This window comes from Streptomyces sp. NPDC059010, assembly GCF_042740355.1.
Lineage (GTDB): Bacteria > Actinomycetota > Actinomycetes > Streptomycetales > Streptomycetaceae > Streptomyces.
Map to the genome: position 1 here is coordinate 32,403 of NZ_JBHYJA010000005.1, position 24,697 is coordinate 57,099.

The window sequence follows — 24,697 nt, forward strand, 5'->3', positions numbered from 1 at the left end:
CGCCGCCCCCCGGGCGGGGCCCCCAGGGCCGGGGGGGCCCCGCCCGGCGGGGGGATTCACCCCGGGCCCGGCGGGCGGGGGGGGCGGGGACGCTCCGGACGGCCGCCTTCACCGTGGGGGGACTACCTGCGGGCGGGGACTACCGGTAGGTGATGTCCGAGCTGGAGTACAGACAGTTCGTGCTGTCCGGCCCCGTGCCCACGGCCGTGTTGTTGTTGTACTTCTGGCAGGGGACGACCTTGCGGGCGGCGTCGTTGAGGATCGTGATCCCGCGCAGCGTCGCCACGTCGTTGCGGTTGACGTTGATGCCGACCAGGCGCGCCGTCGACCCCGTGCCGGTCACCTCGATGTTGCTGAGGTTGACCTTGCGCGTGTACTGCGTGGAGCAGTCACCGCACGAGCGGTACAGCGTCTTGAACTCGCTGACCGCGAAGTTGGAGACGTTCAGCGTGCCGGGCCCGTTGTGCTGGAAGACCTTGTCGGCGGCCTTCTTGGCGCCACCGCCGGTCACCGTGTAGGTCGAGCCGCCCCGGAAGGTGGCCGCGTCCTCGCCGACGTCCTCCCACCACACGTTCTGCAGCGTGCAGTTGCCCTCGCAGTGGATGCCGTCGGCACCGGGCGCGCCGATGATGACGTTCTTCAGCGTCGCGCCGGCCGCGAGCTCGAAGATCGGGTCCTGGCCCTCCTCCTGGCCGTCGCCGGCCAGGTCGCCGCTGCCGTAGTAGCGGACCATGCCGCCGTCCCGGACGCCGGACACCTTGATGGTCGAGCTCACCGGCTGGCTGCTGGTGGGCGTCGGCCAGGAAGCGGCGCTCGCCGGTGGCGCTCCGACTGTCGTGATCATGACAGTCGAGAGGCCGAGTGCCGTCAGACCGCCGGTCAGCGCGCGCCGGCGGGCGCGGGGCTTTGCTGGTGAAGTCATGTCCCGATGCCTTCTTCCGGTTGTGGGGGTGGTCAGAGCTTTCCGGCGCCGGCGCCGGACGTCACCGAGGAGACGACGGTGGACGCGGACTCGGCGGTGTAGCTGTAGGGCGGCGTGAAGCTTCCCTCCTGGGAGATCTCGGTCGCGGCCCCGCCGAGATCGTTGCCGCGCAGGGTGGCGTAGCCGTCGACGTCGCTGCTGCGGTTCGTGGTGACGGCGATCTTGGTGTCGCGGAAGACGTTGTTCTCCACGAGCATCCGGGCGCCCATGCGCGAGTGGCAGGCGGTGTCCGCGCCGGCCACGTAGTTGTTGTAGAAGTGTCCGGTGCCGAAGCGCAGGCTGGGGATGCGCGAGTAGACGTTGCTGAAGTGGTTGTGGTGGTACGTCACCTTCAGATGCCCGGTGTCCTCGCCGGCGTTGTTGTCGCTGTGACCGACGAGCGAGCCTTTGAAGTGGTCCTTGAAGGTGTTCCAGGACACCGTGACGTTGTCCGAGCCGTGATTGATGTCCAGCAGCCCGTCGTAGTAGTCCTTGTCGTGATCACGGTCGGCCGAGAAGGAGTTGTGGTCGATCCACACCTTCGTCGACGCCTGGACCGTGATGCCGTCGGACGGCGCGACCGGCTTGCTGATGTTCAGGTTGCGGACGACGACGTTGCTGACGTTCTTCAGTCGTAGCCCGCCCCCGGTGAACCCCGACGACGAACCCACGCCCAGCACCGTGGTGTTGGAGCCGACGTCGACCTGACCGCTCAGCGAGATCAGGCCGTTGACCCGGACGACCTTGGCCGAGTTGCCGGTCACCGCCGATTTGAAGGCGGACAGTGTCGAGACGGTGACCGCCGAGGTGCTGCCGCCGCCGGTCGTACCGGCGCCGAACCCGATCGGCGAGGTCTCGGCCGCCCCGGCGTGCTGCGGCAGGACCAGGACGGCCGCGGTGGCGAGGGCGGCTGCGGCGGCCGTCACCAGTGCGGTTCTTTGCGGGCGTGTACGTGGGGGGAGAGTACGCATGCGGGTGTGTCCCTTCAGAAGGACCTACTCGATCGTGTACGTGAACGATGTGTGTCATGTGGAACGCCGCGCGCGGGCAGAGTGGCCGTGTGAGGGTTGGTGCTCTGCGGCTCGGTCACACTGCTGAACGGAACGTAGAGTGCAAGCGCTTTCTAGTCAACGCTTTGCGCGGAAGAATTCGGTCAGTCCTGACAAGGGTCGATGGAAGGCAAGGGCTCTCTCGGAGAGCTCGGTCTGGGTGGCGTGGGAGCGCTTCCATCATGAGCGTGTCCATGCCACGATGCCCTCTCCGGACGCTTTCCCCGCGAGAGGACGAGTCCATGCCGTCCCCACATATGCGTACGTTGATCAGCGGGCTGGTGCTCACTCTGCTGGCCTTCGGAGCCGTGGCCGGTGCCCCGGACCGCGCGGCGGCCGGCAGCCCCGTCCAGGACCGGGCCGGCCGATTACCCGGCTCCTTCACCTGGTCGTCCGGCGGCCCGCTGATCGCGCCCAAGCCGGACGCCGCCCACCCGGTCGTCTCCGTCAAGGACCCGACCGTCTTCCGCTACCGCGACCGGTGGCACGTCTACATGACGACCGCCGACACCTCCGGCCGCTGGAGCCTGGCCCACACCAGCTTCACCGACTGGTCCCAGGCCGCCGCCGCGCCGCAGACCTTCCTCGACACCAACCCGAACATCGGTGACCGGTACGCCGCCGCGCCCCAGGTGTTCTACTTCGCACCGCAGAAGAAGTGGTACATGGTCTACCAGACCGGCCCGCCGTCCTTCTCCACCACCGACGACCCGGCGAACCCGGGCAGTTGGAGCGCGCCGCGGAACTTCTTCGACGCCGAGCCGCCGATCGTCACCGAGAACAAGGGCCAGGGCGGCTGGCTCGACTTCTGGGTCATCTGCGACGACACCGACTGCTATCTGTTCTCCTCCGACGGCAACGGCCACCAGTACCGCTCGCGCACCACGGTCGCCGAGTTCCCGAACGGCTTCCGGGACACGACCATCGTGCTGTCCGAGCCCAACCGCTTCGACCTCTTCGAGGCGAGCAATGTCTACCGGCTCGGCGCCGACGGCAAGTACCTCATGCTCGTCGAGGCGCTGGCGACCGGCTCCGACTGGCGGCGCTACTTCCGGGCCTGGACGGCGGACAGCCTGGGCGGCGCGTGGAAACCGCTCGCGGAGACCGAGGCCAACCCGTTCATCCGCTCCACCAACGTGACCTTCGGGCCGGGACAGCCCGCGTGGACCACGGACTTCAGCCACGGCGAGATGATCCGCGACGGCAACGACCAGACCCTCACGATCGACCCGTGCCGCCTCCAGTACCTGTACCAGGGGATGGACCCCGCCTCCGGCGGCGACTACTCCCAACTCCCGTGGCGGCTCGGCCTGCTGACCCGGACGAACAGCTCCTGCTGACCCGTATCGACAGCGCCAGAAGGGACAAGGACGTGCCCACCCCCACCGGCACCACCCCGACAGGACCGCACCGCGCGTTGCTCGTCGCCCTCTTCGGAGCTCTTCTGCCGCTGCTCGCGGCACTGCTCGTCACCGCCCCCGCGGCCACCGCCCGCACCGAGGCCGCCGACGCCGTCCCCACCGCGACCCTCACCGAGGTCACCGACTTCGGCACCAACCCCAGCAACCTGCGTATGTACGTGTACGTGCCGGACAGCGTCACCGCCCACCCGGCGGTCCTGGTGGCCGTGCACTGGTGCACCGGCTCAGGACCGGACATGTACAACGGCACCGAGTACGACACCCTCGCCGACCAGTACGGCTTCGTCGTGGTCTACCCGTCCGTCACCCGCAGCAGCAAGTGCTTCGACGTCTCCTCGCCGCAGGCCCTGAAGCGGGGCGGCGGCAGCGACCCGGTCGGCATCAAGTCCATGGTCGACTGGGCCACCCGCACCTACGACGCCGACACCGGCCGCGTCTTCGCCACCGGCATCTCCTCCGGCGCGATGATGACCAACGTCCTGCTCGGCGACTACCCCGACGTGTTCGCCGCGGGCGCCGCCTTCTCCGGTGTCCCCTTCGGCTGTTTCGCCACCACGGACGGCTCCGAGTGGAACAGCGCCTGCGCACAGGGCACGATCACCCGCACCCCACAGCAGTGGGGCGACATCGCCCGCGCCGCCCACCCCGGCTACACCGGACCCCGGCCCCGCATGCAGCTGTGGCACGGCACCGAGGACGACGTCCTGCGCTACCCCAACTTCGGGGAGATGATCAAGCAGTGGACGAACGTCCAGGGCGTCGGCCAGACCCCCGCCGCCACGGACACGCCCCAGTCCGGCTGGACCCGCACCCGCTACGGCGGCACCGGTGACCGGGCCCCCGTCGAGGCGATCAGCCTCCAGGGCGTCGGCCACAACCTCTACGCGAACGGCATGGCGGCCCGCGTGCTCACCTTCTTCGGCCTGGACAGCGGCGGCCCCGCACCCCAGCCCCAGCCCGGCGCCTGCAAGGTGACCGCCACCACGAACGCCTGGAACACCGGCCTGACCGCCTCGCTGACGATCACCAACACCAGCACGACGCCGATCAACGGCTGGCGGCTCGGCCTCACCCTGCCCGCCGGCCAGACGATCACCAACGGCTGGGGAGCCACGTACACCCCGGCCACCGGCGCCGTGACGGCGACCAACGCCTCGTACAACGCGGCGCTCGCCCCAGGAGCGAGCGTCAGCATCGGCTACCAGGCGAACCACAGCGGGAACAGTGCCGCACCGGGCGCCTTCACTCTCAACGGGACGGCCTGTACGGCCGGTTGACATACGGATCCCTGTCGGGGCCGGGGCGTGAGCGCACGGCCCCGACGATCCGCCGTCCGATGCCGCGAACCTCGCCGCCCACAGGGGTCCCGACCTGCCGTGCCGGGACACCCGTGGGCGGATGACATGCCGTTTGCGGGAACCCGGGCCGCACGGAAGGCGCTGTCGAGCGAGGTGGAGTGAGGGCGAGCGATGGTTCTGGGACTCCTCACACGTCCGACCGCCGCCACGGCCGGGCTGCTCATGACCGGGCCCCGGCTGCTGGCCGGCACAGCCGCACCCGCGGTGGGAGCCGCCGCGGGCGCCGTGGCCTCCACGGCCCGGGCCGGGGTACGCGGCGCGGACACCGCGGCCCGTGTCGCGCGGGTCGCCCGCAACGCCTTGGCCGTCGGCCCGCGCCCCTGGCGCTCCGGCACCCGGACCCACCTCGCGCTGCGGCCCGAGGCGCCGGACCGGGTACGGCGCCACGGCGGGACCGAACGTGCGGCGCGCCGGGTCGCCGCGGCGCTGGCGGAGCGGCCCGACGTGGCCCTCGCCTACTGGGACGGCGGACTGCGCCGACTGGTGGTGACCGCCGTCGAGGAGGCGGCCGGCGACCTGGTGCTGGAGAAGGCGACCGACCTCGCGGCCCGGTACGGCCTGGCCACGACGGAGGAGCCGGTGGACGCGGCGGTGGAGGAACCCGTCCATCCGGCCGACCCCGCCGGAGTGCGGGCCGCCGCCACGACGCTCGCCGCCGACGGGATCGGTATCGCCACCGCGTTCACCGGCTATGCCCTGCGGCTGCCCGCCGCACCCCGGTCGGTGACGGCGCTGGTGACGCTGCTGCGGGAGAACCCGCGCTTCCGGGCCTGGCTGCGGACGAGGATCGGCCGCTCCCGGATGGACCTGGCGCTGGCCGTCGCGAACGCGGTCGCCCACGGTGCCGGCCGGACCCCGGCCGCCCTGGTGCTCGACGGCGTGCTGCGCACACTGCAACTGGCGGAGACGGTGGCCCGCGCGGCGGCGTTCGACATGGTCCACGACGAGGTCTGTGTGCCGGAGCGGCCCAGCGTGGCCCGGGACGGCCGTACGCGCCCGCCGCTGCGCACCTCCCCGGCCCAGGAGTACGCCCTGCACGCCGAGGTCGGCAGCCTGGTGGGCGCGGTGGCCACGCTGCTGGTCAAGCACGACGGCACCGAGGCGGCGGAGGCGGTGCTCGCGGGCTCTCCCAAGGCCGCGCGCTACGGGCCCGCCGCCTTCCACGCCGTACTGAGCGGCACACTGTCCCGCACGGGCGTCCTGGTGCGCGACACCGAACGGCTCCGGCAACTGGAGATGGCCGACACCGTCGTCCTGCATCCGAGCGCGCTGCGGACCTCCGGCAACGGTGCGGACGCCTGGGCCGAGGCCGTGCTGGACGCGGCACGGCGCGCCGGTCTGCGGGTCGTGATGGTGGACGATCCCGCGCTGGCCGATTTCACGGGTCTCGCGGACCAGGTGGTGGGGGACGGGCGGTCGCTGAGCGATGTGGTGAACGCGGTGCGCGGCGAGGGCGGTGTCGTCGTCACGGTGGCCCGGCCGGAAGCGGGCGACGAGGAGGTGTTCGCCGGGCTGCTCGCCGGCGATGTGGCCGTCGCCCTCACCGACCGCGACGGGGCCGTCCTCTGGGGCGCCGACGTGCTGGCCCTGCACGGCCTGGCCGATGTGTGGCGGCTGCTGCGAGCGGTCCCCGCCGCACGCGGGGTCGGCCGCAGGTCGCAGGTCCTGGCCCGGTCCGGTGCCGCCCTGTCCGGGCTCCTGGTGGCCGTCGGCAAGTCCCGGCGCGGGCGCCGTACGCCCTGGCCCGGGCTGCGGCACACACCGGTCGACGCGAGCGCGGCATGGGCCCTGCTGACCGGCGTCCGGGCGGCCCTCGGTGTGGCCCTGGCCCGCGCCCCGCACCCCCGGCCGCGCGTGGCCTGGCACGAGCTGCCGCCCACCGAGGTCCGCGACCGGCTGGAGCACGAGCCGGGCCCCACGCCGACCCTGTCCGAGCAGGCCGCCGACCGGGCGCGTGGCGCCCTGCGCACACTGGGCCGACAGCGCGTCCTCGCACCGGTCAGCGGACCGCTGCGGCTCGCCCGGGCGGTGCGCGGCGAACTCGACGACCCCCTCACCCCGGTCCTGGCCGTCGGCTCGGCCGCCGAGGCGATCCTCGGCTCCGTCGTGGACGCTCTGCTGGTCATCGGCGCGCTCGACCTGAACGCGCTGGTCGGCGGCGTCCAGCGGATGCGGGCCGAGCGGGCGCTGTCCGGGCTGCTGGCCAAGCAGAAACAGAAGGCACGGGTCACGACCGAGGAACCGTCGTCCCGGGCCCATGTCGTGGACGCCACCAAGCTGAGCCCCGGCGACGTCATCGAACTCAGGGCGGAGGACGTGGTGCCCGCCGACGCCCGCCTGCTCTGGGAGGACGGCCTGGAGGTGGACGAGTCCGCGCTGACCGGGGAGTCCCTGTCCGCCGACAAGGGCACCGACCCGACACCGGACGCCGCCGTGCCGGACCGCCGCTGCATGGTGTTCGAGGGCACCACCGTGGTGGCCGGGCAGGCCCGGGCCGTCGTGGTGGACACCGGGGACCGCACGGAGGCCGCCCGGGCGGTGGCCCTCGCCGCCCGTACGCCACCGTCCGCCGGAGTTCAGGCCAGGCTGCGTGAACTCACCGACAAGGCCCTGCCGTTGACCCTCGCGGGCGGCGCCGGAGTGACGGCCCTGTCGCTGCTGCGCGGCACACCGATCCGCCGGGCGGTGAGCGGCGGGGTGGCCGTCGCCGTGGCCGCGGTCCCGGAGGGGCTGCCGCTGGTGGCGACCGTGGCGCAGCTCGCGGCGGCCCGCCGGCTGAGCCGCGGGGGAGTCCTGGTCCGGGCGCCGCGCACCCTGGAGGCGCTCGGCCGGATGGACACCATCTGCTTCGACAAGACCGGCACGCTCACCGAGAACCGGCTGCGGCTGGTGCGGGTGACCGACGCGGACGGCACGGTCCGCACCCGGGACGAGTCGGCGGCCGGCACCACGCTGCGGATCGCCGCCCGCGCCTGCCCCCAGCTCGACGGCGGCTCCGGCCGGCCCGTCCACGCCACCGACGAGGCCGTCCTGGACGCCGCCGCCCCCGACCCCGAGTGGTCCCAGACGGAGGGCCTGCCCTTCGAGGCCGGCCGCGGTTACGCCGCCGCCGTGGGCCGGTCCCGGGGCGACACCCCGGTGCTCGTGGTCAAGGGCGCCCCCGAGACGGTACTGCCCGCCTGCGCCGGCCTGCCCGAGGCGGCGACGGAGGCGGCCCAGGCCCTCGCCGCCGACGGACTGCGCGTCCTGGCGGTGGCCCGGCGTCCGCTCGACGCACCGGACAAGGCGGCGGACCTCCTCGAACAGCCCCTGGAGCAGCTGGAGTTCACCGGCCTCCTCGCCCTTGCCGACGTACCGCGCGACACCTCCACCGCCCTCGTCGAGGGCCTGCGCAAGGCAGGTGTACGACCCGTCATGCTGACCGGTGACCATCCGCAGACCGCCCGCGCGATCGCCGCCGAACTGGGCTGGCCCGAGGACACCGGCGTGGTCACCGGCGACGAACTCGCCTCCGCCGACCGGGAGGCACGCACCCGGATGCTGGACGACATGGGCGTGGTGGCCCGGGTCGCGCCCGAGCAGAAGCTCCAGGTCATCGAGGCGTTGCGGGACGCCGGACGGGTCGTCGCCATGGTCGGCGACGGCGCCAACGACGCCGCGGCCATCCGCGCCGCCGACATCGGCGTCGGCATCAGCGCCCGCGGCTCCGCCGCCGCCCGCAACGCGGCCGACGTGGTCCTCACCGACGGCGACCTGACGATCCTCGTCGAGGCCGTCGCCGAGGGCCGTGCCCTGTGGCACAGCGTCGCCGACGCCATCGCCATCCTGATCGGCGGCAACGCCGGCGAGGTGGGCTTCGGCCTCCTCGGCACCGCCCTGTCGGGCGCGTCGCCCCTGTCCACCCGTCAGATGCTGCTCGTGAACCTGTTCACCGACCTGTTCCCGGCGATGGCGGTGGCGGTGACACCGGACGGGGCGGGGGAGCCGGAGGGGGCGGGGGAGCCGGAATCCGAGCCGCTGGGCGACTCCGTCCTCGGCGCCCCCCTGATCCGCAAGATCCGCCACCGCGCCCTCACCACCACCCTGGGCGCGACCGCCGCCTGGCTGTTCGGCCGCTTCACCCCGGGCACGGCCCGCCGCTCCACCACGATGGCGCTGTGCGGTGTGGTCGGCACCCAGCTGGCCCAGACACTGACCGACCGCCGAAGCAGTCCCCTGGTACGCGCCACGGTTCTCGGCTCCGCGGCCGCCCTGTTCGTCGTGGTCGAGACCCCCGGCCTCAGCCACCTCTTCGGCTGCACCCCGCTGGGCCCGGTGGCGTGGGCGGGCGTCGCCGCGGCCATCACTCTCGACGTGCTCGCGAGCAGGGGATCAAACGAGTAGGCGATCAGACGGACCGGTGGTACTGGTCCGGCACCTTCACGTCCCCGCCGAGCTCCCGTGCCGCATGCCTCGCCCACGAGGGATTGCGCAGCAACTCCCGCCCGAGCAGCACCGCGTCCGCCTCCCCGTTGGCCAGGATCTTCTCCGCCTGCTCCGCCTCGGTGATCAGCCCCACCGCGGCGACCGGCAGCGAGGTCTCGGCCTTCACCCGCGCGGCGAACGGCACCTGGTACCCCGGCCCGACGGGGATACGGGCCCGCGCGGCGTTGCCGCCGGTGGACACGTCGAGCAGGTCGATGCCGTGCGCCCGGAGGTCGGCCGCGAAACGGACCGTGTCATCGGCCGTCCAGCCCTCGTCCTCCAGCCAGTCCGTCGCCGAGATACGGAAGAACAGCGGCTTGTCGTCCGGCCACACCTCCCGTACGGCGTCCACGACCTGGAGGGCGAACCGGGTGCGGTTCTCGTACGAGCCGCCGTATGCGTCGGTGCGGCGATTGGAGTACGGCGAGAGGAACTCGTTGATCAGATAGCCATGGGCGCCATGGATCTCGGCGATCTCGAATCCGGCGGCGAGGGCGCGGCGGGCGGCGTCCGCGAACTGGCCCACGATCTCCTGGATCCCGGCCACCGTCAGCTCACTCGGCACCGGGTGCCCGTCGGCGAATTCGATCGCGCTCGGCGCCACCGGCTGCCAGCCGTAGGCGTCCGGCCCGACCGGCGCACCGCCCTTCCAGGGCTGGTCGGTCGACGCCTTGCGCCCGGCGTGGGCCAGCTGGATGGCCGGCACGGTGCCCTGCGACACCAGGAACCGGGTGATCCGGCGGAACGCCTCGACCTGGGTGTCGTTCCAGATGCCCAGGTCGTACGGGGTGATGCGGCCCTCCGGGCTGACCGCGGTGGCCTCGACGATGATCAGCCCGGTGCCGCCGGCCGCGCGGGCGGCGTAGTGCGCGAAGTGCCAGTCGTCGGGGACGCCCATGTCGGGGCCCAGTGGTGCTGCCGAGTACTGGCACATCGGGGGCATCCACACCCGGTTCGGGATCGTCACATCGCGCAGGGTGTAGGTCTCGAAGAGCGCACTCATGGCTGACTCCAATCGTCACGGGGACCAGCGGTCGACTCGTACGATAGGCATCGTAGTACGGGAGATGTCAAACTACGAGAGGTCTCGTACAATGGACGGAACCCCTGCGACGTGGCCCGGCCGGGGGGAACCCGAGGAAGTGGAGCCGCCGTGACCAGCCCCGCTGTCAGCAGCCGAGACCTCCCGCATCCGGCGCGTGAGGAGATCCGCCTGGAAGGCGTGCTGCACGCGTTGTCCGACCCGCTGCGGCTGCAGATCGTGCGAGAGCTCGCCGCCGTCGGCGACGAGCTCTCCTGTTCGCACTTCGACCTGCCCGTCACCAAGTCCACCACCACGCACCACTTCCGGGTGCTGCGCGAGAGCGGTGTGATCCAGCAGATCTACCGGGGCACGGCCAAGATGAACGGCCTGCGCAAGGACGACCTAGACGGCCTCTTCCCGGGACTTCTCGACGCCCTCCTCGACGCCGTCGCCCACCAGGCCGCCCGGCTCGGCGACGCCTGAATCCGCCTCGGAAGCCCCTGAACCGGCCTTCGCGGGCAGGTGGTTGAAGAGCAGGTTCAGCACGATCGCCGTCAGACAGCCCGCGCTGATACCGCTGTTCATCACCGTCTGGAACCAGTCCGGGAACTTCTCGTAGATCGTCGGCACACCGACCGGCAGCATGCCCATGGCCACGGAGACGGCCACCACCGTCAGGTTGTTGTTGCCCTTGAAGTCCACCCCGGCCAGCGTCCGGAGCCCGCTCGCGGCGACGGTCCCGAACATCACCAGACCGGCGCCGCCCAGCACCGGCGCCGGTACCGCCGCCACCACCGCACCCAGCTTGGGCAGCAGACCGAGCAGCACGAGGATGCCGCCCGCGGTGGCGACCACCCAGCGGCTGCGCACCCGCGTCATGCCGACCAGGCCCACGTTCTGCGCGTACGCCGTGTACGGGAAGGTGTTGAAGACGCCGCCCAGCACGGTCGAGAGGCCGTCCGCGCGCAGGCCGTCCGAGAGCGAGCGCGGCTCGACCTTGCGGCCCGTCATCTCACCGACCGCGATCAGGTCACCCGTCGTCTCGGTCATCGTCACCAGCGCCACCACCAGCATCGACACGATCGCCGAGAACTCGAAGGTGGGCGCCCCGAAGTGGAACGGCGTGCTGATCCCGAGCCAGTCGGCGTCGCCGACACCGCCGAAGTCGGTGAACCCGAACGGCACCGCGACCCCGAGCCCGACCACGATGCCGATCAGTACGGCGATCCGGCTGAGGAACGCCGGCGCGAACCGCTGCACACCGAGCACGACCGCCAGGACGAACGCGGCCAGCGCCAGGTTCTTCGGCTCCCCGAAGTCCGCCGAACCCACGCCGCCCGCCGCCCAGTTGCCCGCGACCGGCAGCAGGGAGAGGCCGATGATCAGGATCACGGTGCCGGTGACCAGGGGTGGGAAGAAGCGCAGGAGTCTGCCGAAGACGGGTGCCAGCAGGACGATCGCCAGCCCCGCGACGATGACCGAGCCGTAGATCGCGGGCAGCCCGCCGCCCGTCGTGCCGATCAGCACCATCGGGGAGACGGCGGCGAAGGTGCAGCCCTGCATGATGGGCAGGCGCACGCCGAAGCGCCAGAAGCCGATGCACTGGATCAGCGTGGCTATGCCGCACACCAGGAGGTCGGCGGTGATCAGATACGCCAGGTCGGCGGGCGGCAGCTTCATGGCGCCGCCGACGATCAGGGGGACGGCCACGGCGCCGGCGTACATGGCGAGTACGTGTTGGAGGCCGAAGGCGGCGAGGTGGCGTGCGGGTGGGACTTCGTCGACGGGGTGTACGGGTGCGGTTGTGGTCATGGGCGGACCGTAGGCTCCTTGAACAGGTTGTTGATTTCGGGGGTGTTGCCGGTTGGTGTCCGGGTGCGGGTGGTGGGTGGTTGCTCGCGCCCACGCGGCGGAGCCGCAAATCGATACAGCCCCGCGCCCCTAAAGGGCGTTTCCGTGTGCGGCGTTCATCAGTGACTGCCAGTCGGGGAGCTTGACCACAGCCCTCCCCAGCGACGCCCCCAGCTCCGCCTCCGCCCGCTCGATCGCGCACCAACCCGTCCACTCGACCGGCTCGACCCCCTCGGCGCGCAGTGCCGCGAGCGGGTCTTCGGGTACCTCTTCGCATACGAGTGCGGAGGCGTCGGCCAGCAGTGAGGTCACCGTCTCCTTGGCGTCCGAACGGTTGGTGCCGATGACGCCCGTCGGGCCCCGCTTGATCCAGCCCGCCACGTACTCGCCCGGCGCGACGAGGCCCTCGCGCAGTACGCGTCCGGCGTCGTGCGGCACCGTGCCGGTCGTCGTGTCGAACGGCAGGCCCTCCAGCGGTACGCCGCGATAGCCGACCGACCGCAGCACCAGATGGGCCGCGATGTCCTCGTACCGGCCCGTGCCCGTGACCCCGCCCCGGCCGTCGGGCGCCGTCCGTTCGAAGCGCACCGCGGACACGTGGCCCGCGTCGGCGAGGAGCTCCACGGGCCGCAGGAAGAAGCGCAGCCGGATGCGGTGGCCGGCCTCCCGTGCCGGGGCCTCGGCCCAGGCGCGCAGAGCCTCGATGTTGCGGCGCTGCGGCGCGGGCAGGCCGGACGGGTCGGCGTAGGCCGGGTCCAGGGCCAGTTCCCCGGGGTCGACGCTCACCTCGGTGTCCGGCAGGGTGCCCAGCTCGCGCAGCTCCTTGGTGGTGAAGCGGGCCTGCGAGGGGCCGCGCCGGCCGACCATGCTGATGTCCGTGACCCGGCTCGCGGCGAGGGCGGTGAGCGCGGCCTGGGGCATGTCGGTGGGGCTGAGTTCCGCCGTGCCCCGCGCCAGCATCCGGGTGACGTCCACCGCGACGTTCCCGATGCCGATGACCACCGCCGACCGGGCGCCGGTCACGAAGCCGTCGTCCACGGCGTCGGGGTGGGCGCTGTACCAGGACACGAACTCGGTCGCCGACCAGCTGCCCGGCAGATCCTCGCCGGGAATCCCCAGGTGCCGGTCGGTGGCGGCGCCCACGCAGTACACGACCGCGTGGTACAGCTCGCGGAGCCTGCTGGTCGGCACCCCGGAGGGGCCGACCTGGACGCCGCCGAGGAACCGCACCCGCTCGTGCTCCAGCACCGTGCGCAGATTGTTCTGCAGAGACTTGATCTTCTCGTGGTCCGGCGCCACCCCGTACCGCACCAGGCCGTACGGGCACGGCAGCCGGTCCAGGACGTCGACGACCACGTCGGGATCCTGCTGTACAAGGCTCTGGGCGGTGTAGCACCCGCTCGGCCCGGAGCCCACGACGGCGACATGCAGCACAGCGGAACTCCTTGTCCGAGGGTGTCCGAGGGATCTTCGGGGAACTTCAGGAGTCGCTCTCAGGTCCAGCATCGCACCGCCGCCGCTCCGCTGACAGGGTGCTGTGCGTCGGTAGGGGCGCGTGTTCGTTCAGTATGGAATGTGATCATGCGGTTACGTTGCGTGTGTGCTGGAAGCATCCTTTCTTAATCTTTCCGATCGTCGTCCGGCGGAGGGCGCCGTCTCCGTATGGCCCGCGTGGGAAGTGCGGGACGGTGCCGGGGCCACGACATGGTTCGGTGTCCGGCTGGAGTTCGGTGACGGTGCCCGGGTCGACGCGCATGCCGTGCTGGCCAAGGGGTGCGTCTCCATCGAGGACGTACGGGCCGAGCCGGCGCTGTCCCTCGACGACCTCGCGGCGCTCGCCGACTGGATCGAGGATCCGCTCTTCGACGCGTGCGGGATCGGGGTGGCGACCGACGGCGCCGAGGCGGAGGGGGGTGAGGCGGACGGCGATGGTGCCCGGCCGGGCTGGCCGCGGGGCGCCGAGGGGCGGTGGCTCGTCGCGCAGAAGTACCGCGAGGCCCAGGAGGAGGGCGCCGACCCGGTCCTCGCGGTGATGCGGGCGACCGGGTACGGCCGCCGCAAGTCGCTCAGGCTGATCGGCGAGGCTCGCGACGCGGGCTTCCTGACCAGGCGCCGGGCCCGCCGCTGAGCCCGGTCCCGGCCTCGGCCCCGGCGTCGCGGAGCGTGTCGGGCGGGCCGGTCAGAGCATGTCGCGCATCCGCGTGATCTCGCTCGTCTGCTGGGCGACCACCTCGTCCGCCATCTCCTCGATCACGATGTTGTTGCCCTGCCCCTTCACATCCGTGGCCATGGTGATCGCGCCCTCGTGATGGGTGATCATCAGGGTGAGAAAGAGCTGGTCGAACGCCGTTCCATGCGCGGCGCGCAGCTTCTTCAGCTGTGCCTCGGTCACCATGCCGGGCATCGAGGCGTGCTGGTGCCCCTCGCTCCCGTCGGCCTTCTCGGACTTGCCGTGGTTCTTCAGCCAGCCCTTCATGGCGCTGATCTCCGGGCCCTGCGCCGCGGCGATCCGCCCGGCGAGCGCCTTGACCTTCTTCGACTCGGCGCGGTCCGGCGCGAGTTCGGTCATTTTCAGTGCCTGGGCGTGGTGCTCGATCATCATCCGTGCGTAGGCGACGTCCGCCGAGTTGGGGGAGTCGTCCTCGGCGCGCTGTCGTGCGGCCTCCTCGGCGGACAGCTTCTGGTTCGACTCGCCGGGCTTGCCCGGCACGATCACCGAAGGCCCGCTCTGCGGGGCCGACCTGGCGTCCGAGTCGGAGTCGCAGCCGCCGAGCGCGAGCACCGCCAGGGCGGCCAGCGAGGCCAACACGGCCCTGGTGAGGGCCTTTTGGCGCAATGGTGACTCGGTTACATGTACATTGCCCCCTGTTGATATGCGCATGGCGAAGACCATACTCGGGCGTGCGTGAACCGTTCCAGTGCGAACGGAACAAGGGAGGAGAAACAGTGATCCTGTTCAGCAATCCCCGAACACGGCGCAGACGCCTGGCAGTTGCCACTGCCGCCGCCGGACTCCTCGCCACACTGCTCACCGCGCAGCCGGCCGTCGCGACCCCCGACCCGGGAGACGGCCCTGTCGCGGAGAAGGAGGTCTCCGAGAGAACCCGCGCCGAGGTCCGTGAGGCACTCGCGGACGGCGAGATACCCGGCCAGGACGAGATCGTCCACTCCGACAACATCGAGCATCTGGCGCACGTCCCCAAGGGCGCGCTCCAGGGCACCAATTCGGACCTCGCCTTCCAGGGCAGGTACGCCTTCGCCGGCAACTACGACGGCTTCACCATCTACGACATCGGCAACCCGAAGGCGCCGAGGACGGTCGCCCAGGTCCTCTGCCCCGGTTCCCAGAACGACGTCTCCGTCTCCGGCGACCTGCTCTTCCTGTCCACCGACTCCTCGCGCAGCGACAGCAGTTGCAACAGCACGACGCAGCCCGCGACCGAGAAGTCCTCGTGGGAGGGCATGAAGGTCTTCGACATCAGTGACAAGACCAACCCGAAGTACGTCGCCGCCGTGGAGACCGCCTGCGGCTCGCACACCCACTCGCTGGTGCCCGAGCGCAAGAACGTCTACATCTACGTCTCCTCGTACTCGCCGAACGCCACCTACCCCGACTGCCAGCCGCCGCACGACGGCATCTCGGTGATCAAGGTGCCGCGCAAGGCCCCCGAGAAGGCGGCGGTCGTGGGCTTCCCGGTGCTGTTCCCCGGTGAGGGCCCCGACGGCGGCGGCAACCCGGGCGCGCCCACCAACCCCGGCGTCTCGAAGACCACCGGCTGCCACGACATCACCGTCCTGCCCGGCAAGGACCTGGCCGCGGGCGCCTGCATGGGCGACGGCATCCTGTTCTCCATCGCCGACCCGGAGCACCCGAAGGTCATCGACCAGGTCCAGGACAACGTGAACTTCGCGTTCTGGCACTCGGCGACCTTCAACCAGAAGGCCAACAAGGTCGTCTTCACCGACGAACTGGGCGGCGGCGGAGCGGCCACCTGCAACGCCGCGACCGGCCCGGACCGCGGCGCCGACGGCATCTACGACATCGTCGGCAAGGGCGACAAGCGCAAGCTCGTCTTCCGCAGCTACTTCAAGATCCCCCGCCACCAGGCGGACACCGAGAACTGCGTCGCCCACAACGGCTCGCTGATCCCGGTCAGGGGCCGCGACATCATGGTCCAGGCCTGGTACCAGGGCGGCATCTCGGTCTGGGACTTCACCGACTCCGCCAAGCCGAAGGAGATCGCCTACTTCGACCGGGGCCCGCTCTCCACCGACGTCCTCAAGTCGGGCGGCTCGTGGTCGGCGTACTACTACAACGGCCACATCTACTCGAACGAGATCGCCAGGGGCTTCGACATCCTGCGGATCAACGACAAGCGCACGGACCCGGCCCGCTGGGTCCACCAGCGCGAACTCAACGTCCAGACACAGCCGGACTACTTCGACTGACCCTCCGGGCAGCCGGGTGAGGACCCGGTCGCGAAGAACCGCGACAGATCCGTGTCGCACGTCCCGCCGGGCTCGGTCCCCGAATCCGGCGGGACACCCATCTCCCACTCCAGCCGGTAGCGCTTGAACAACTCGGCCCGCAGCACCGGCACGGACATCGGCACCCCCGGCACCAGCGCCGCGTAGACCGCGCCCATCAGCAGCGCCCGCAGCATCGGGTAGTCGGCGTCGACGTCCCGCGAGCCGTACCGCACGCAGGTGTCCCGCAACAGCTCGGCCAGCCGCCGCTGCTCCGGGCACTGCACAAAGCCCTCGCCCAGCAGGATCCCCGCCATGTGCTGGCGCATCAGCACCGGCCGGTCCCGGGCCAGGCCCAGGATCGCGTCGATGGCCCGGGCCAGCCGCTCCCGGCCGTCCTCGCTGCGCGGCTCGCGCTCCAGCGCCTCCTCCAGCGTGCGGTGCATCAGCCGGTGCACGGCGGACTGCACCAGCTGGCGCTTGCCGGGGAAGTAGTACGACACCAGACCGCGCGCCGAGCCCGCCCGGTCCGCGATGTCCCCGAGCGTGGTGGCCTCGTAGCCGCGCTCGGCGACGACCTCCACCGCCGCCTGCAGCAGCCGCTCCCGGGACCGCCGCCGCAGCTCTTCATTGACCGAGGCGCTGCGCGGGGACATGCTGTAACTCCTGCGTTGACTGGCTGCCAGCCAACTATACTCAGCACTTCCGGCCAGGCCTCCATTCGGCCTGCCGGGGGCTGCCGCCTGCCTCGGGCGACGCGGGGGATCGTCCGAGGCCGGTGAGCGCCCCGGGGTGGTCGCCGGAGGCTACTTGTCCGGCCGACGCTCGCTGCCGTTGGCCCGCTGCTGGGCGCCCACGAGATCCAGTACCGGCCGCAGCCCGTCCGGCCGCTGTGCCGCCGGCAGATGGTCCACGAAGTGCACCGCACAGCCCAGCGCCGCGGCACCCCCGTCGGCACGCCGGTCGTCGCCGACCATCACGACGTCCCGCGGATCGGCGCCGAGCTCCTCGCAGGCGGCCTTGAACAGCCGCGGGTCGGGCTTCTGGATGCCGTGCTCGTACGACAGCACGTAGGTCTCCACATACGGATCGAGACCGTGCTCCCGGAACACCGGACGGATGTCCCAGCCGATGTTGCTGACCACACCGACGCCGATGCCGCGCTCGCGCAGCGTCCGCAGCACCTCGGCGGTGTCGGGATACGGCGCCCAGGCCGACGGCGACATGTGGCGGTCGTAGAGCAGGTCGTGCAACCCCTCGTCGGGCAGCCGCACATGCCGGGAGAGCCCGGTATAGGCGGCCCGGTGCAGCTCCGCGCTCTTGTCGCGCACCCCCCAGACGCTCGCGACGTCCTCGGGCAGCCAGGACGGATCACCCCCGCCCGGCAGCGCACCCATGGCCTCCAACGCCTGCGCCGCCTCGGTCAACTCGGCCTCTTCGAGCTCCCACCGCGCCTCGGCGAGCGTTCCGCGCAGCCAGGACTCGGTGGACTCGATACGGAAGAGGGTTCCGGAGAAATCGAACAGAACTGCGGTCATGATCCGGATCCTACGGGGCCGCGTTCCACCGCGCGGCAAGATCGCCGCCACGGATGCTCGGACGGGTCAGCCCCGCCAACGGGTGTGCACCCGCACCGCCAGCAGCACGACCAACGCACCCAGCAGCCAGCCGCCGACGACGTCGGTGGCCCAGTGGACGCCCAGCCACACCCGGGTCAGACCGACACCGGCCACGGAGACCGCGACCACGGCGACGGCCGTACGCCACAGGGCGCGTCCGGCGCCGTAACGGTGCAGCAGCCACAGCAGCAGCCCGCACACCACGGTGGCCGTCATGGCGTGGCCGGAGGGGAAGGCGGCGTAGTGGGCGGAGTCGACGGGGTCGGGCCAGACGGGGCGGGGCCGGTCGACCACGGCCTTCAGGGTCTGCTGGACCACTGTGGCGAGCGCACAGGTGGCCACCAGCCATACGGCCGTCCAGTGCGCCGCCCTGCGCCACACCAGCCAGACCGCGACCGCAGCGGTCAGGATGCGCATGGTCCACGGATCCCAGACCCAGTCCGTCAGGATGCGGAACGCGTGCGTGACGCCCTGTTCCTCGACCGCCCAGCGGTGCGTGGTCTCGGCGATGTCCCCGTCGAGGTGGATCAGCGGGTACCACCGGACCACGACCAGGGCGAGCAGCAGCGCGGAGCACAGCGCCAGGGCACCGGCCCAGCGGGAGGTGCCGCGCTCGGCCGGCGGGCGGGGCGGGGAGTCGACGGACCGGGTGTGCATACTGCGATCCTCGCCGACCGGAGGGGCGAGAGGCGAATGCGGGGGCGGATTTGCGACGCCCGCCACAGCATGCGCAGGTGTAACGGCCTCGTCGGCAGGCGCCGGTCAGAGGGTCAGCAGCATCGCCACCATCGCGATCCCCATCGACAGCCGGCAGGCCCGCGCCAACTCCGGCCGGTCGCCCCATGCGACGGCCCCGCCGCCCGCGGTCACCGGCACCAGCCGCACCCCGGACAGCAGCACGTACCCCGTGAAGTACAGGAGCAGCACGCCCGTCACCAGCGGGATCCCGGAGCCGCCCGGCCCACCGCCGTGCCCGGGGGCGACGGCCATCACGACCGCCATGTAGACCATGGCCGACGCGCCCACCAGGTGGTGCAGATGATGGGCACCCGCCCGTGCCGACCACAGCGCGTGCAGGGCGGCCGCCCCGAACACGGCCGCGTAGCCGGGCCACGCCCACGACGGCGGCGTGAACACCGCGGCGGGCACCGCCATCGCCGCCATCCCGAAGCCCATCAGCGCCTCGCCGCCCGCGGCCCGGCGCTGCTCCTCGACATGGCTGCGCATCCGCAGCAGACAGTAGGCCCCGGTCGCCGCACACAGCGCGACCAGCAGCCAGCCGTGCGAAGCCGGTCCGTGCACGCGCACCCTCCCCGCTCGACGCTCTCGGACAGTGCGTCGATGCCCTGGCGGCGCGGTGCGCACGCGAGCGCAAGGGTGTACACGGGGAGCACTCGGCGGAGCACGGCTGGTCGGCGTGCCGCTGGTATGTGCCACGAGCAGTCACCCACCGCTCGCCGGTCCCGGCAGCCCGCGCCGCCGACGCGGAGGCAGCGGGTCGTGCGCACCGAGCGGACAGCACCCCGTACGCTCGCGGCTACGGGGCGGAGCCGGGGACTGTCCGACACATCCTGGCCGCACCCGGACCAGCGCACGGGCAGCGACACGACGGAGGGCGTACGGCCATGACGGCGACCAACGGCGGGCCGACCGGGACGAGACAGGACACGGTGGCCGCCGTCGTCCGGCAGTGGCAGGCAGTCCACCCGGACCTCGACACGGCCCCCATCGAGATCATCGGCCGCATCAACCGCTGCGCCGCCCTCCTCCAGCAGGCCGAGGACGCCCCCCTGCGCCGTGCCGGCCTCAGCCGCCCGGAGTTCGACCTGCTCGGCGCGCTGCGCCGCACCGGCCAGGAGCTGACCCCCAGCGAACTCGCCCGCGAGACCTTCTCCTCGGGTGCCGCCGTCACCAAACGCCTGAAGATGCTGACCGAACGCGGCCTGGTGGAGCGCCGCGGCGACAGCCGGGACCGACGCGTCGCCCACCTCCGCCTCACGGACGCGGGCCGGGAGCTCGTCGACGGCACATTGCCCGAGCAACTGGCGTACGAGACGGCTGTACTGTCCGGGCTCGATCCGAAGGGGCAGCACGAACTGGCCTCTCTGCTGGGCGAGTTGCTGGCCCAGCTGGAGGGGCGGCTGGGCGCTCTGCGCGTCTGAGCCCCCCGAGCTGCGGTTTCGGAACTTTCCGAGTGGGAACCCCGTTGACTCGGCATACGTGATCTTCCTAAGTTCGACCGGGTCGGTCCGGATCACCGGCGCGCGTACGGCATGTCGAACCGAAGGAGGGGTGCCGTGGCAGCCGAAGACCTCGGGCCCGAGACGCTCACGATCGACCTCGGCGCCGGGACGGGCCCCTTCCACGGCGGCGCGAAGGGCCACGACCGCGTCTCCTGGCCCGCCCACGACCACCACCTGTCCGTGCCGGGCCGGATGGTGCGGTGGATCGCCGCGATCGAGGAGTCCGAGGCCGACTTCGACCTGGCGTACTGGAACATCGCCGGCCAGGGCGACGGGCAGTGCTGGCTGTTGAACGTCTACGGCCGTATGACGGGCAGCGCCGTGCGCGTCACCGCGCCGCCCACCGACGTGGAGTACGCCCTGCACGGCGTCGCCACCCTGGACACCGAGAAGCGGCAGTCGCGGCTGCTGTTCGGCGGCGCGGGCGGCACCGCGAACGTCGTCTTCGCCGACGTCGACCCCGAGGTCTTCGGCACGACGGTGCATGTGCGGCTGGACGAGATCCGCTGGACGGGCCAAGTCGGCGCGAGCGGACCGCCGTTGAGGCTGCGGGACGGTGAACTGCCGGTCGAGGACGGCACGGTGACCCTGCCGCTCACCGGCCTCGACGAGATGTCCGCGTATCACCTGATCCTGTCACCCGGCGGCCACGGCGCCGACCCGCTGCCGCCCGAGGTGCGCTGGCGGCGGACCTACGAGGCCGAGTACGCGACCTGCACCGGAAGCACCGGCTCCGACGGGGTGCTCGCCTTCGACGTGGAGGTCCCGCAGGACGGGACGTACGAGATCAGCGTCCACGCCAACTCCCGCGACGACGCCGACCCGGTCCGCGAGCAGGGGCCCACCAGCGTCTTCCTGCGCGTCGACGGCGAGCGGCCCCGCGAGCTGCTGCTGCCACTCGGCCACAAGTGGGCCGTCCGGGGCCGCACCGACACACAGGCCGACCTCACCGCGGGCGGCCACCGGATCACCCTCGCCGTGCAGGACCCGGACCTCGGCGCCACCAGGGGCGACGCCGTCATCGACAGACTGGACCTCACCCTGTGCGACACCGAGGGCCCCGCGCTGTACGACGCCGAGTACGCGGACCTGCGCGACGGCGCCCGCGTCAGCCACGCCCACCGCGGCGCCTCGGGCCCCGGCGTCGCCGTACTGCCCCGGGGCGGCACCGCGGCCTTCTGGGTGCACGCGGCCGACGACGGCGAGGCGACGGTCACCGTCGAGCGGCTCGGCCCCGGAGAGGGCGTGGTGACGGTCGACGGCGAGGCGGTCGGACGCGTCGAGGAGGGCCCGCTGCCGCTCTTCCTGGCCGGCGGCATCAACAAGGTCACGGTCACCGGCACCTCGGAACGGCTGATCGTGGACCGGCTGCGGGTCGGCCCGGCCCGGGGCCTGCTGCCCGGCACGGCGTACGCCGCCGAGGACGGCACCCTCACCGGCACCGCGAAGGTGACGGCACTCCCGTACGCCACGGGCGGCAAGGCGGTGGACGGCATAGGCGGCGGCCCCGGCAACGCCCTCACCCTGACGGTCACCGCCCGGCACGCGGGCCGTCATGCCCTGACCATCCGCTACTCCGGCGGTGAGCAGGCTCCGGCCACCTACGACCCCCCGGACCCGATCCGCCACCACGCCGACCTCACGGTCAACGGGGGCGCACCGTACCGCGTCCTGTTCCCCACCACCTTCCACTTCAACGCCCTCCGGACCCTCACGGTCCCCGTCACCCTCGTCCAGGGCGCCAACACCCTCACCTTCACCGCCGGCGAACTCCCTGATTTCGACGGGGAGTTCAGAAACGTGCACGGCGGGCGCTCGGCCTACGCTCCGGTGATCGACCGTGTCGTGGTGACGCCGCTGTCCGCGCGGGGATAGGCGGGCCTCAGCGCTCGTAGTCCGCGCCGTAGACGCCGAACATCGCGCCCTGCCGGTCGCGCAGTACGGCGATGCGCGGGCCCTCGGGCGCGGATGCGGGCTCCATGAGGACGGTGCCGCCCGCCTCCGTCGCGTCCGCCGCCGTGGTGTCCACGTCGGCCACGGCGAAGTACGGCAGCCAGTGCGCGGGGACCTCGTGCGGGAACTTGTCGTCCATCGTCACCATGCCGCCGAAGTCGGCGCCGTCCAGGCCCCACTGGGTGTAGCGCTGAGAGGCGTTGACGCTCCAGCCGAACACCGAGGTGTAGAAGGCCTTCGCCTCCTCCGGCTCACGGGTCAGCAGTTCCACCCAGCCCAGGGAACCGGGGGCGTTGAACACACCGGCGCCCGCGAAGCCCCGCTCCTGCCACAGCTGGAAGGCGGCGCCCTGCGGATCGGTCACCGAGGCGAAGCGGCCCATGGCGGGGACGTCCCCGGGCTCGGACACCACCGACCCGCCCGCCGACCGCACTTTCGCCACGGTGGCGTCGAGGTCCGCCACGGCGAACGTCACGTACCAGACAACGGGCTGCGCCGGTGCTTCCTCGCCCAGCGGTACGAGCGCGCAGACCGGGGCGTCCGCCAGATACGCGATCGTGTAGCCGCCCATCTCCTCCCGGGCGTCCGTCTCGGTGCGCCAGCCGAACAGAGCGGAGTAGAACCGCTTGCCGGCCTCCAGATCGGGGCATCCCACCTCGGCCCAGCAGGGCCCGCCGGCCACCGGCTTGTCGAGCTGCATGGCGTTCCTTTCGCAGGGATCGCTGGAAGAGCTCCGCCAACACGCCTCCCCAAGCACGCTAAGCCCGGCACCCCGGCCCCGGCCATCCGGCGGAAAACCACTGGAGCCCGGCGCCGCCACCGCCGTACCCTCGCCCCTGTACCGCATCGCATGGCGGCCTTCCGACACCGTTCTCCGACCGGAGGTCCCGCATGCCCGCGCCCTTGGTGCGCCCCTTCCGCCGCGCCGACCGCGACCAGCTCACCGAACTGATCAACCAGCACGTCGCCGCCGTCGTCCCCGGCGTCTCCGTCTCCGTGAACACCGTGCTCAGCGATCTGGAGCGGCAGCCGGACGAGTTCATCACCGACCCCTGGGTCGGCGAGCGCGTCACCCTCGTCGCCGAGCAGCGCGACTATGTCGTGGCCGCCGCCCATCTGCTGCGCTACCGGGCCGACGACGAGGTCGGCGCGGGGTACCGGGACATCGGCGAGATCGACTGGCTGGTCTGCCATCCGCCGGCCTCCTTCTGGCCGGATGCCGACGACGCGGCGGACCTGCTGATGAGCGCCTGCCTGGCCCGGCTGGCTCGCTGGAACGTACGCGCCCGGTACGCGAGCGGCGAGCTCCCCGCCCCGGCCGTCTACGGCCTGCCCCGCACCTGGCCGCATATCCGCGCCCTCTACGAACGCTCGGGTTTCCGGCACGTCGGCGACACCGAGGTGATCCTCATCGCCCGCGTGGCCGACCTGCCGCCGCATGAGCCACGGCCCGGCGTCACCGTCGACCGCACGCTGGGCGAGTGCGGCACCCGCCTCACCGCGTACGCCGACGGCCGCGTCCTCGGCTTCATCGAGGTCGACACGGCCCTGTCCCGCCCCGAACGCCATGTCCGCGGCACCGGCCTCGCCGACATCGGCAACCTGCACATCGACCCGTCGGCGTACGGAGAGGGCCTGGAGCACTGGCTCCTCGGCCAGGCAGCCGACTGGCTGCGCCTGTGCGGCGCGGACCGCCTTCTCGCCTACGAGGCCGCCACCGACGACACGATGCTCGCCCACCTGACCTCGGCCGGTTTCCGGGAACTGACCCGCACCGACCGGGGCTGGGAGCACCGGCCCCGGAAGCCGTAGGTCCTGTCGTCTGTCTAGATCCCGGGCCGGTACCGCAGCGGATGATCCGCCGGAATCTCCACCAGCACGATCCGCGTCCCGTCCGGATCCGCGATCCACATCTCGACGAGCCCCCACGGCTCCTTCACCGGCGGCCGCACGATCTCGACGCCCTTCACCACCAGCTCCTCATGCGCGGCGGCGACGTCCTCCACCTGCATCCACAGCTGCACGGCGGGGGACGGCGGGGTCTCGGACCGGCCGGAGACCTCCAGGAAGCCGCCGCCGAGGAAGTAGACGGTGCCGCGCTGCGGCCCCGTTCCGAACTCGCGGTAGACGGCCAGGCCGAGTTGCTCGCCGTAGAAGACCCGGGAGCGTTCGGGATCGGTGGGGCGCAGCAGGGTCCGCCCGCTCAGTACGTGCACCATGCAGCCGGAGCCTAGCGGCGCGTTACGCTCAGCGGTGCCCGAGCCGCGCCCGAGTAGGGGAGAACCGC

At 72.0% G+C, this 24,697-nt stretch carries 21 protein-coding genes; 9 read left to right on the forward strand and 12 right to left on the reverse strand.

Annotation, left to right across the window (positions count from 1 at the left end; genetic code table 11):
- Positions 1–139 precede the first annotated feature (139 nt).
- Positions 140–922 carry a pectate lyase gene (locus ACFWYS_RS06475; RefSeq protein WP_384764198.1) on the reverse strand — a complete coding sequence of 261 codons (783 nt, stop codon included), beginning with the start codon at positions 920–922 and terminating at the stop codon, positions 140–142.
- Positions 923–954: 32 nt separating this feature from the next.
- Positions 955–1,932, reverse strand: coding sequence for a polysaccharide lyase family 1 protein (locus ACFWYS_RS06480; protein WP_384764201.1), 978 nt, complete (start codon positions 1,930–1,932; stop codon positions 955–957).
- Positions 1,933–2,252: 320 nt separating this feature from the next.
- On the opposite strand from ACFWYS_RS06480, the gene ACFWYS_RS06485 reads away from it, so the two are divergent.
- The 3 genes from ACFWYS_RS06485 (at position 2,253) to ACFWYS_RS06495 (ending at position 9,172) form a co-directional block, all read left to right on the forward strand.
- Positions 2,253–3,350 (forward strand): non-reducing end alpha-L-arabinofuranosidase family hydrolase, encoded by a 1,098-nt coding sequence (locus tag ACFWYS_RS06485; RefSeq protein ID WP_384764203.1) that lies wholly within the window; start codon positions 2,253–2,255, stop codon positions 3,348–3,350.
- A 32-nt stretch (positions 3,351–3,382) separates the two neighbouring features.
- Entirely contained in the window at positions 3,383–4,708 is a 1,326-nt protein-coding gene (locus ACFWYS_RS06490; RefSeq protein WP_384764682.1) for a PHB depolymerase family esterase, read from the forward strand.
- Between the two features lie 192 nt (positions 4,709–4,900).
- The gene (locus ACFWYS_RS06495; RefSeq protein ID WP_384764206.1) at positions 4,901–9,172 is read left to right on the forward strand and encodes an HAD-IC family P-type ATPase; all 4,272 of its coding nucleotides are present in this window, start codon (positions 4,901–4,903) and stop codon (positions 9,170–9,172) included.
- A gap of 4 nt (positions 9,173–9,176) precedes the next feature.
- Here ACFWYS_RS06495 and ACFWYS_RS06500 read toward each other — a convergent pair whose 3' ends face one another.
- Positions 9,177–10,256: an NADH:flavin oxidoreductase/NADH oxidase gene (locus tag ACFWYS_RS06500; protein ID WP_384764209.1), complete on the reverse strand. Its 1,080-nt coding sequence runs from the start codon at positions 10,254–10,256 to the stop codon at positions 9,177–9,179.
- Between the two features lie 150 nt (positions 10,257–10,406).
- On the opposite strand from ACFWYS_RS06500, the gene ACFWYS_RS06505 reads away from it, so the two are divergent.
- Positions 10,407–10,760: an ArsR/SmtB family transcription factor gene (locus tag ACFWYS_RS06505; RefSeq protein WP_384764212.1), complete on the forward strand. Its 354-nt coding sequence runs from the start codon at positions 10,407–10,409 to the stop codon at positions 10,758–10,760.
- Here ACFWYS_RS06505 and ACFWYS_RS06510 read toward each other — a convergent pair.
- Both ACFWYS_RS06510 and ACFWYS_RS06515 read right to left on the reverse strand, forming a co-directional pair.
- Positions 10,680–12,089 carry a nucleobase:cation symporter-2 family protein gene (locus ACFWYS_RS06510; protein WP_384764215.1) on the reverse strand — a complete coding sequence of 470 codons (1,410 nt, stop codon included), beginning with the start codon at positions 12,087–12,089 and terminating at the stop codon, positions 10,680–10,682. The two genes, ACFWYS_RS06505 and ACFWYS_RS06510, sit on opposite strands and share 81 nt — an antisense overlap.
- A gap of 129 nt (positions 12,090–12,218) precedes the next feature.
- Entirely contained in the window at positions 12,219–13,562 is a 1,344-nt protein-coding gene (locus ACFWYS_RS06515) for an FAD-dependent oxidoreductase (RefSeq protein ID WP_384764218.1), read from the reverse strand.
- Positions 13,563–13,728: 166 nt separating this feature from the next.
- Here ACFWYS_RS06515 and ACFWYS_RS06520 point away from each other — a divergent pair, with 166 nt between their 5' ends.
- Entirely contained in the window at positions 13,729–14,256 is a 528-nt protein-coding gene (locus tag ACFWYS_RS06520) for a DUF6214 family protein (protein WP_384764221.1), read from the forward strand.
- A 51-nt stretch (positions 14,257–14,307) separates the two neighbouring features.
- On the opposite strand, the gene ACFWYS_RS06525 is transcribed toward ACFWYS_RS06520, so the two are convergent.
- Positions 14,308–15,009 carry a DUF305 domain-containing protein gene (locus tag ACFWYS_RS06525; protein ID WP_384764224.1) on the reverse strand — a complete coding sequence of 234 codons (702 nt, stop codon included), beginning with the start codon at positions 15,007–15,009 and terminating at the stop codon, positions 14,308–14,310.
- Between the two features lie 65 nt (positions 15,010–15,074).
- Between ACFWYS_RS06525 and ACFWYS_RS06530 the strand changes: the two genes are divergently transcribed.
- Positions 15,075–16,577, forward strand: a complete 1,503-nt coding sequence (locus ACFWYS_RS06530; protein WP_384764226.1) for an LVIVD repeat-containing protein — start codon at positions 15,075–15,077, stop codon at positions 16,575–16,577.
- On the opposite strand, the gene ACFWYS_RS06535 is transcribed toward ACFWYS_RS06530, so the two are convergent.
- The 4 genes from ACFWYS_RS06535 to ACFWYS_RS06550 form a co-directional block, all read right to left on the reverse strand.
- Positions 16,565–17,251 (reverse strand): TetR/AcrR family transcriptional regulator, encoded by a 687-nt coding sequence (locus ACFWYS_RS06535; RefSeq protein WP_384764229.1) that lies wholly within the window; start codon positions 17,249–17,251, stop codon positions 16,565–16,567. The genes ACFWYS_RS06530 and ACFWYS_RS06535 overlap by 13 nt on opposite strands.
- Positions 17,252–17,401: 150 nt before the next feature.
- Positions 17,402–18,133 (reverse strand): HAD family hydrolase, encoded by a 732-nt coding sequence (locus ACFWYS_RS06540; RefSeq protein ID WP_384764230.1) that lies wholly within the window; start codon positions 18,131–18,133, stop codon positions 17,402–17,404.
- Positions 18,134–18,199: 66 nt separating this feature from the next.
- Positions 18,200–18,871 (reverse strand): phosphatase PAP2 family protein, encoded by a 672-nt coding sequence (locus ACFWYS_RS06545; RefSeq protein WP_384764233.1) that lies wholly within the window; start codon positions 18,869–18,871, stop codon positions 18,200–18,202.
- A gap of 105 nt (positions 18,872–18,976) precedes the next feature.
- Positions 18,977–19,516, reverse strand: a complete 540-nt coding sequence (locus tag ACFWYS_RS06550; RefSeq protein ID WP_384764235.1) for a DUF5134 domain-containing protein — start codon at positions 19,514–19,516, stop codon at positions 18,977–18,979.
- 323 nt (positions 19,517–19,839) lie between these two features.
- Between ACFWYS_RS06550 and ACFWYS_RS06555 the strand changes: the two genes are divergently transcribed.
- Together ACFWYS_RS06555 and ACFWYS_RS06560 are read left to right on the forward strand one after the other, a co-directional pair.
- Positions 19,840–20,376 (forward strand): MarR family winged helix-turn-helix transcriptional regulator, encoded by a 537-nt coding sequence (locus ACFWYS_RS06555; RefSeq protein WP_384764237.1) that lies wholly within the window; start codon positions 19,840–19,842, stop codon positions 20,374–20,376.
- A 135-nt stretch (positions 20,377–20,511) separates the two neighbouring features.
- Positions 20,512–22,332 (forward strand): hypothetical protein, encoded by a 1,821-nt coding sequence (locus ACFWYS_RS06560; protein WP_384764240.1) that lies wholly within the window; start codon positions 20,512–20,514, stop codon positions 22,330–22,332.
- Positions 22,333–22,339: 7 nt separating this feature from the next.
- On the opposite strand, the gene ACFWYS_RS06565 is transcribed toward ACFWYS_RS06560, so the two are convergent.
- Positions 22,340–23,110, reverse strand: coding sequence for a VOC family protein (locus tag ACFWYS_RS06565; protein ID WP_384764243.1), 771 nt, complete (start codon positions 23,108–23,110; stop codon positions 22,340–22,342).
- Between the two features lie 191 nt (positions 23,111–23,301).
- On the opposite strand from ACFWYS_RS06565, the gene ACFWYS_RS06570 reads away from it, so the two are divergent.
- Positions 23,302–24,222, forward strand: coding sequence for an N-acetyltransferase (locus tag ACFWYS_RS06570; RefSeq protein WP_384764246.1), 921 nt, complete (start codon positions 23,302–23,304; stop codon positions 24,220–24,222).
- Between the two features lie 14 nt (positions 24,223–24,236).
- On the opposite strand, the gene ACFWYS_RS06575 is transcribed toward ACFWYS_RS06570, so the two are convergent.
- Entirely contained in the window at positions 24,237–24,629 is a 393-nt protein-coding gene (locus ACFWYS_RS06575; protein WP_384764249.1) for a VOC family protein, read from the reverse strand.
- Between the last annotated feature and the right edge of the window lie 68 nt (positions 24,630–24,697).

Excerpts from the sequence above, each read along its gene's own strand:
- ACFWYS_RS06565 (WP_384764243.1), bottom strand. The coding sequence starts at position 23,110 with ATGCAGCTCGACAAGCCGGTGGCCGGCGGGCCCTGCTGGGCCGAGGTG.
- ACFWYS_RS06475 (WP_384764198.1), bottom strand. The coding sequence starts at position 922 with ATGACTTCACCAGCAAAGCCCCGCGCCCGCCGGCGCGCGCTGACCGGC.
- ACFWYS_RS06500 (WP_384764209.1), bottom strand. The coding sequence starts at position 10,256 with ATGAGTGCGCTCTTCGAGACCTACACCCTGCGCGATGTGACGATCCCG.
- ACFWYS_RS06485 (WP_384764203.1), top strand. The coding sequence starts at position 2,253 with ATGCCGTCCCCACATATGCGTACGTTGATCAGCGGGCTGGTGCTCACT.
- ACFWYS_RS06535 (WP_384764229.1), bottom strand. The coding sequence starts at position 17,251 with ATGTCCCCGCGCAGCGCCTCGGTCAATGAAGAGCTGCGGCGGCGGTCC.
- ACFWYS_RS06555 (WP_384764237.1), top strand. The coding sequence starts at position 19,840 with ATGACGGCGACCAACGGCGGGCCGACCGGGACGAGACAGGACACGGTG.
- ACFWYS_RS06540 (WP_384764230.1), bottom strand. The coding sequence starts at position 18,133 with ATGACCGCAGTTCTGTTCGATTTCTCCGGAACCCTCTTCCGTATCGAG.
- ACFWYS_RS06575 (WP_384764249.1), bottom strand. The coding sequence starts at position 24,629 with ATGGTGCACGTACTGAGCGGGCGGACCCTGCTGCGCCCCACCGATCCC.
- ACFWYS_RS06510 (WP_384764215.1), bottom strand. The coding sequence starts at position 12,089 with ATGACCACAACCGCACCCGTACACCCCGTCGACGAAGTCCCACCCGCA.
- ACFWYS_RS06570 (WP_384764246.1), top strand. The coding sequence starts at position 23,302 with ATGCCCGCGCCCTTGGTGCGCCCCTTCCGCCGCGCCGACCGCGACCAG.
- ACFWYS_RS06495 (WP_384764206.1), top strand. The coding sequence starts at position 4,901 with ATGGTTCTGGGACTCCTCACACGTCCGACCGCCGCCACGGCCGGGCTG.
- ACFWYS_RS06480 (WP_384764201.1), bottom strand. The coding sequence starts at position 1,932 with ATGCGTACTCTCCCCCCACGTACACGCCCGCAAAGAACCGCACTGGTG.
- ACFWYS_RS06545 (WP_384764233.1), bottom strand. The coding sequence starts at position 18,871 with ATGCACACCCGGTCCGTCGACTCCCCGCCCCGCCCGCCGGCCGAGCGC.
- ACFWYS_RS06525 (WP_384764224.1), bottom strand. The coding sequence starts at position 15,009 with ATGCGCATATCAACAGGGGGCAATGTACATGTAACCGAGTCACCATTG.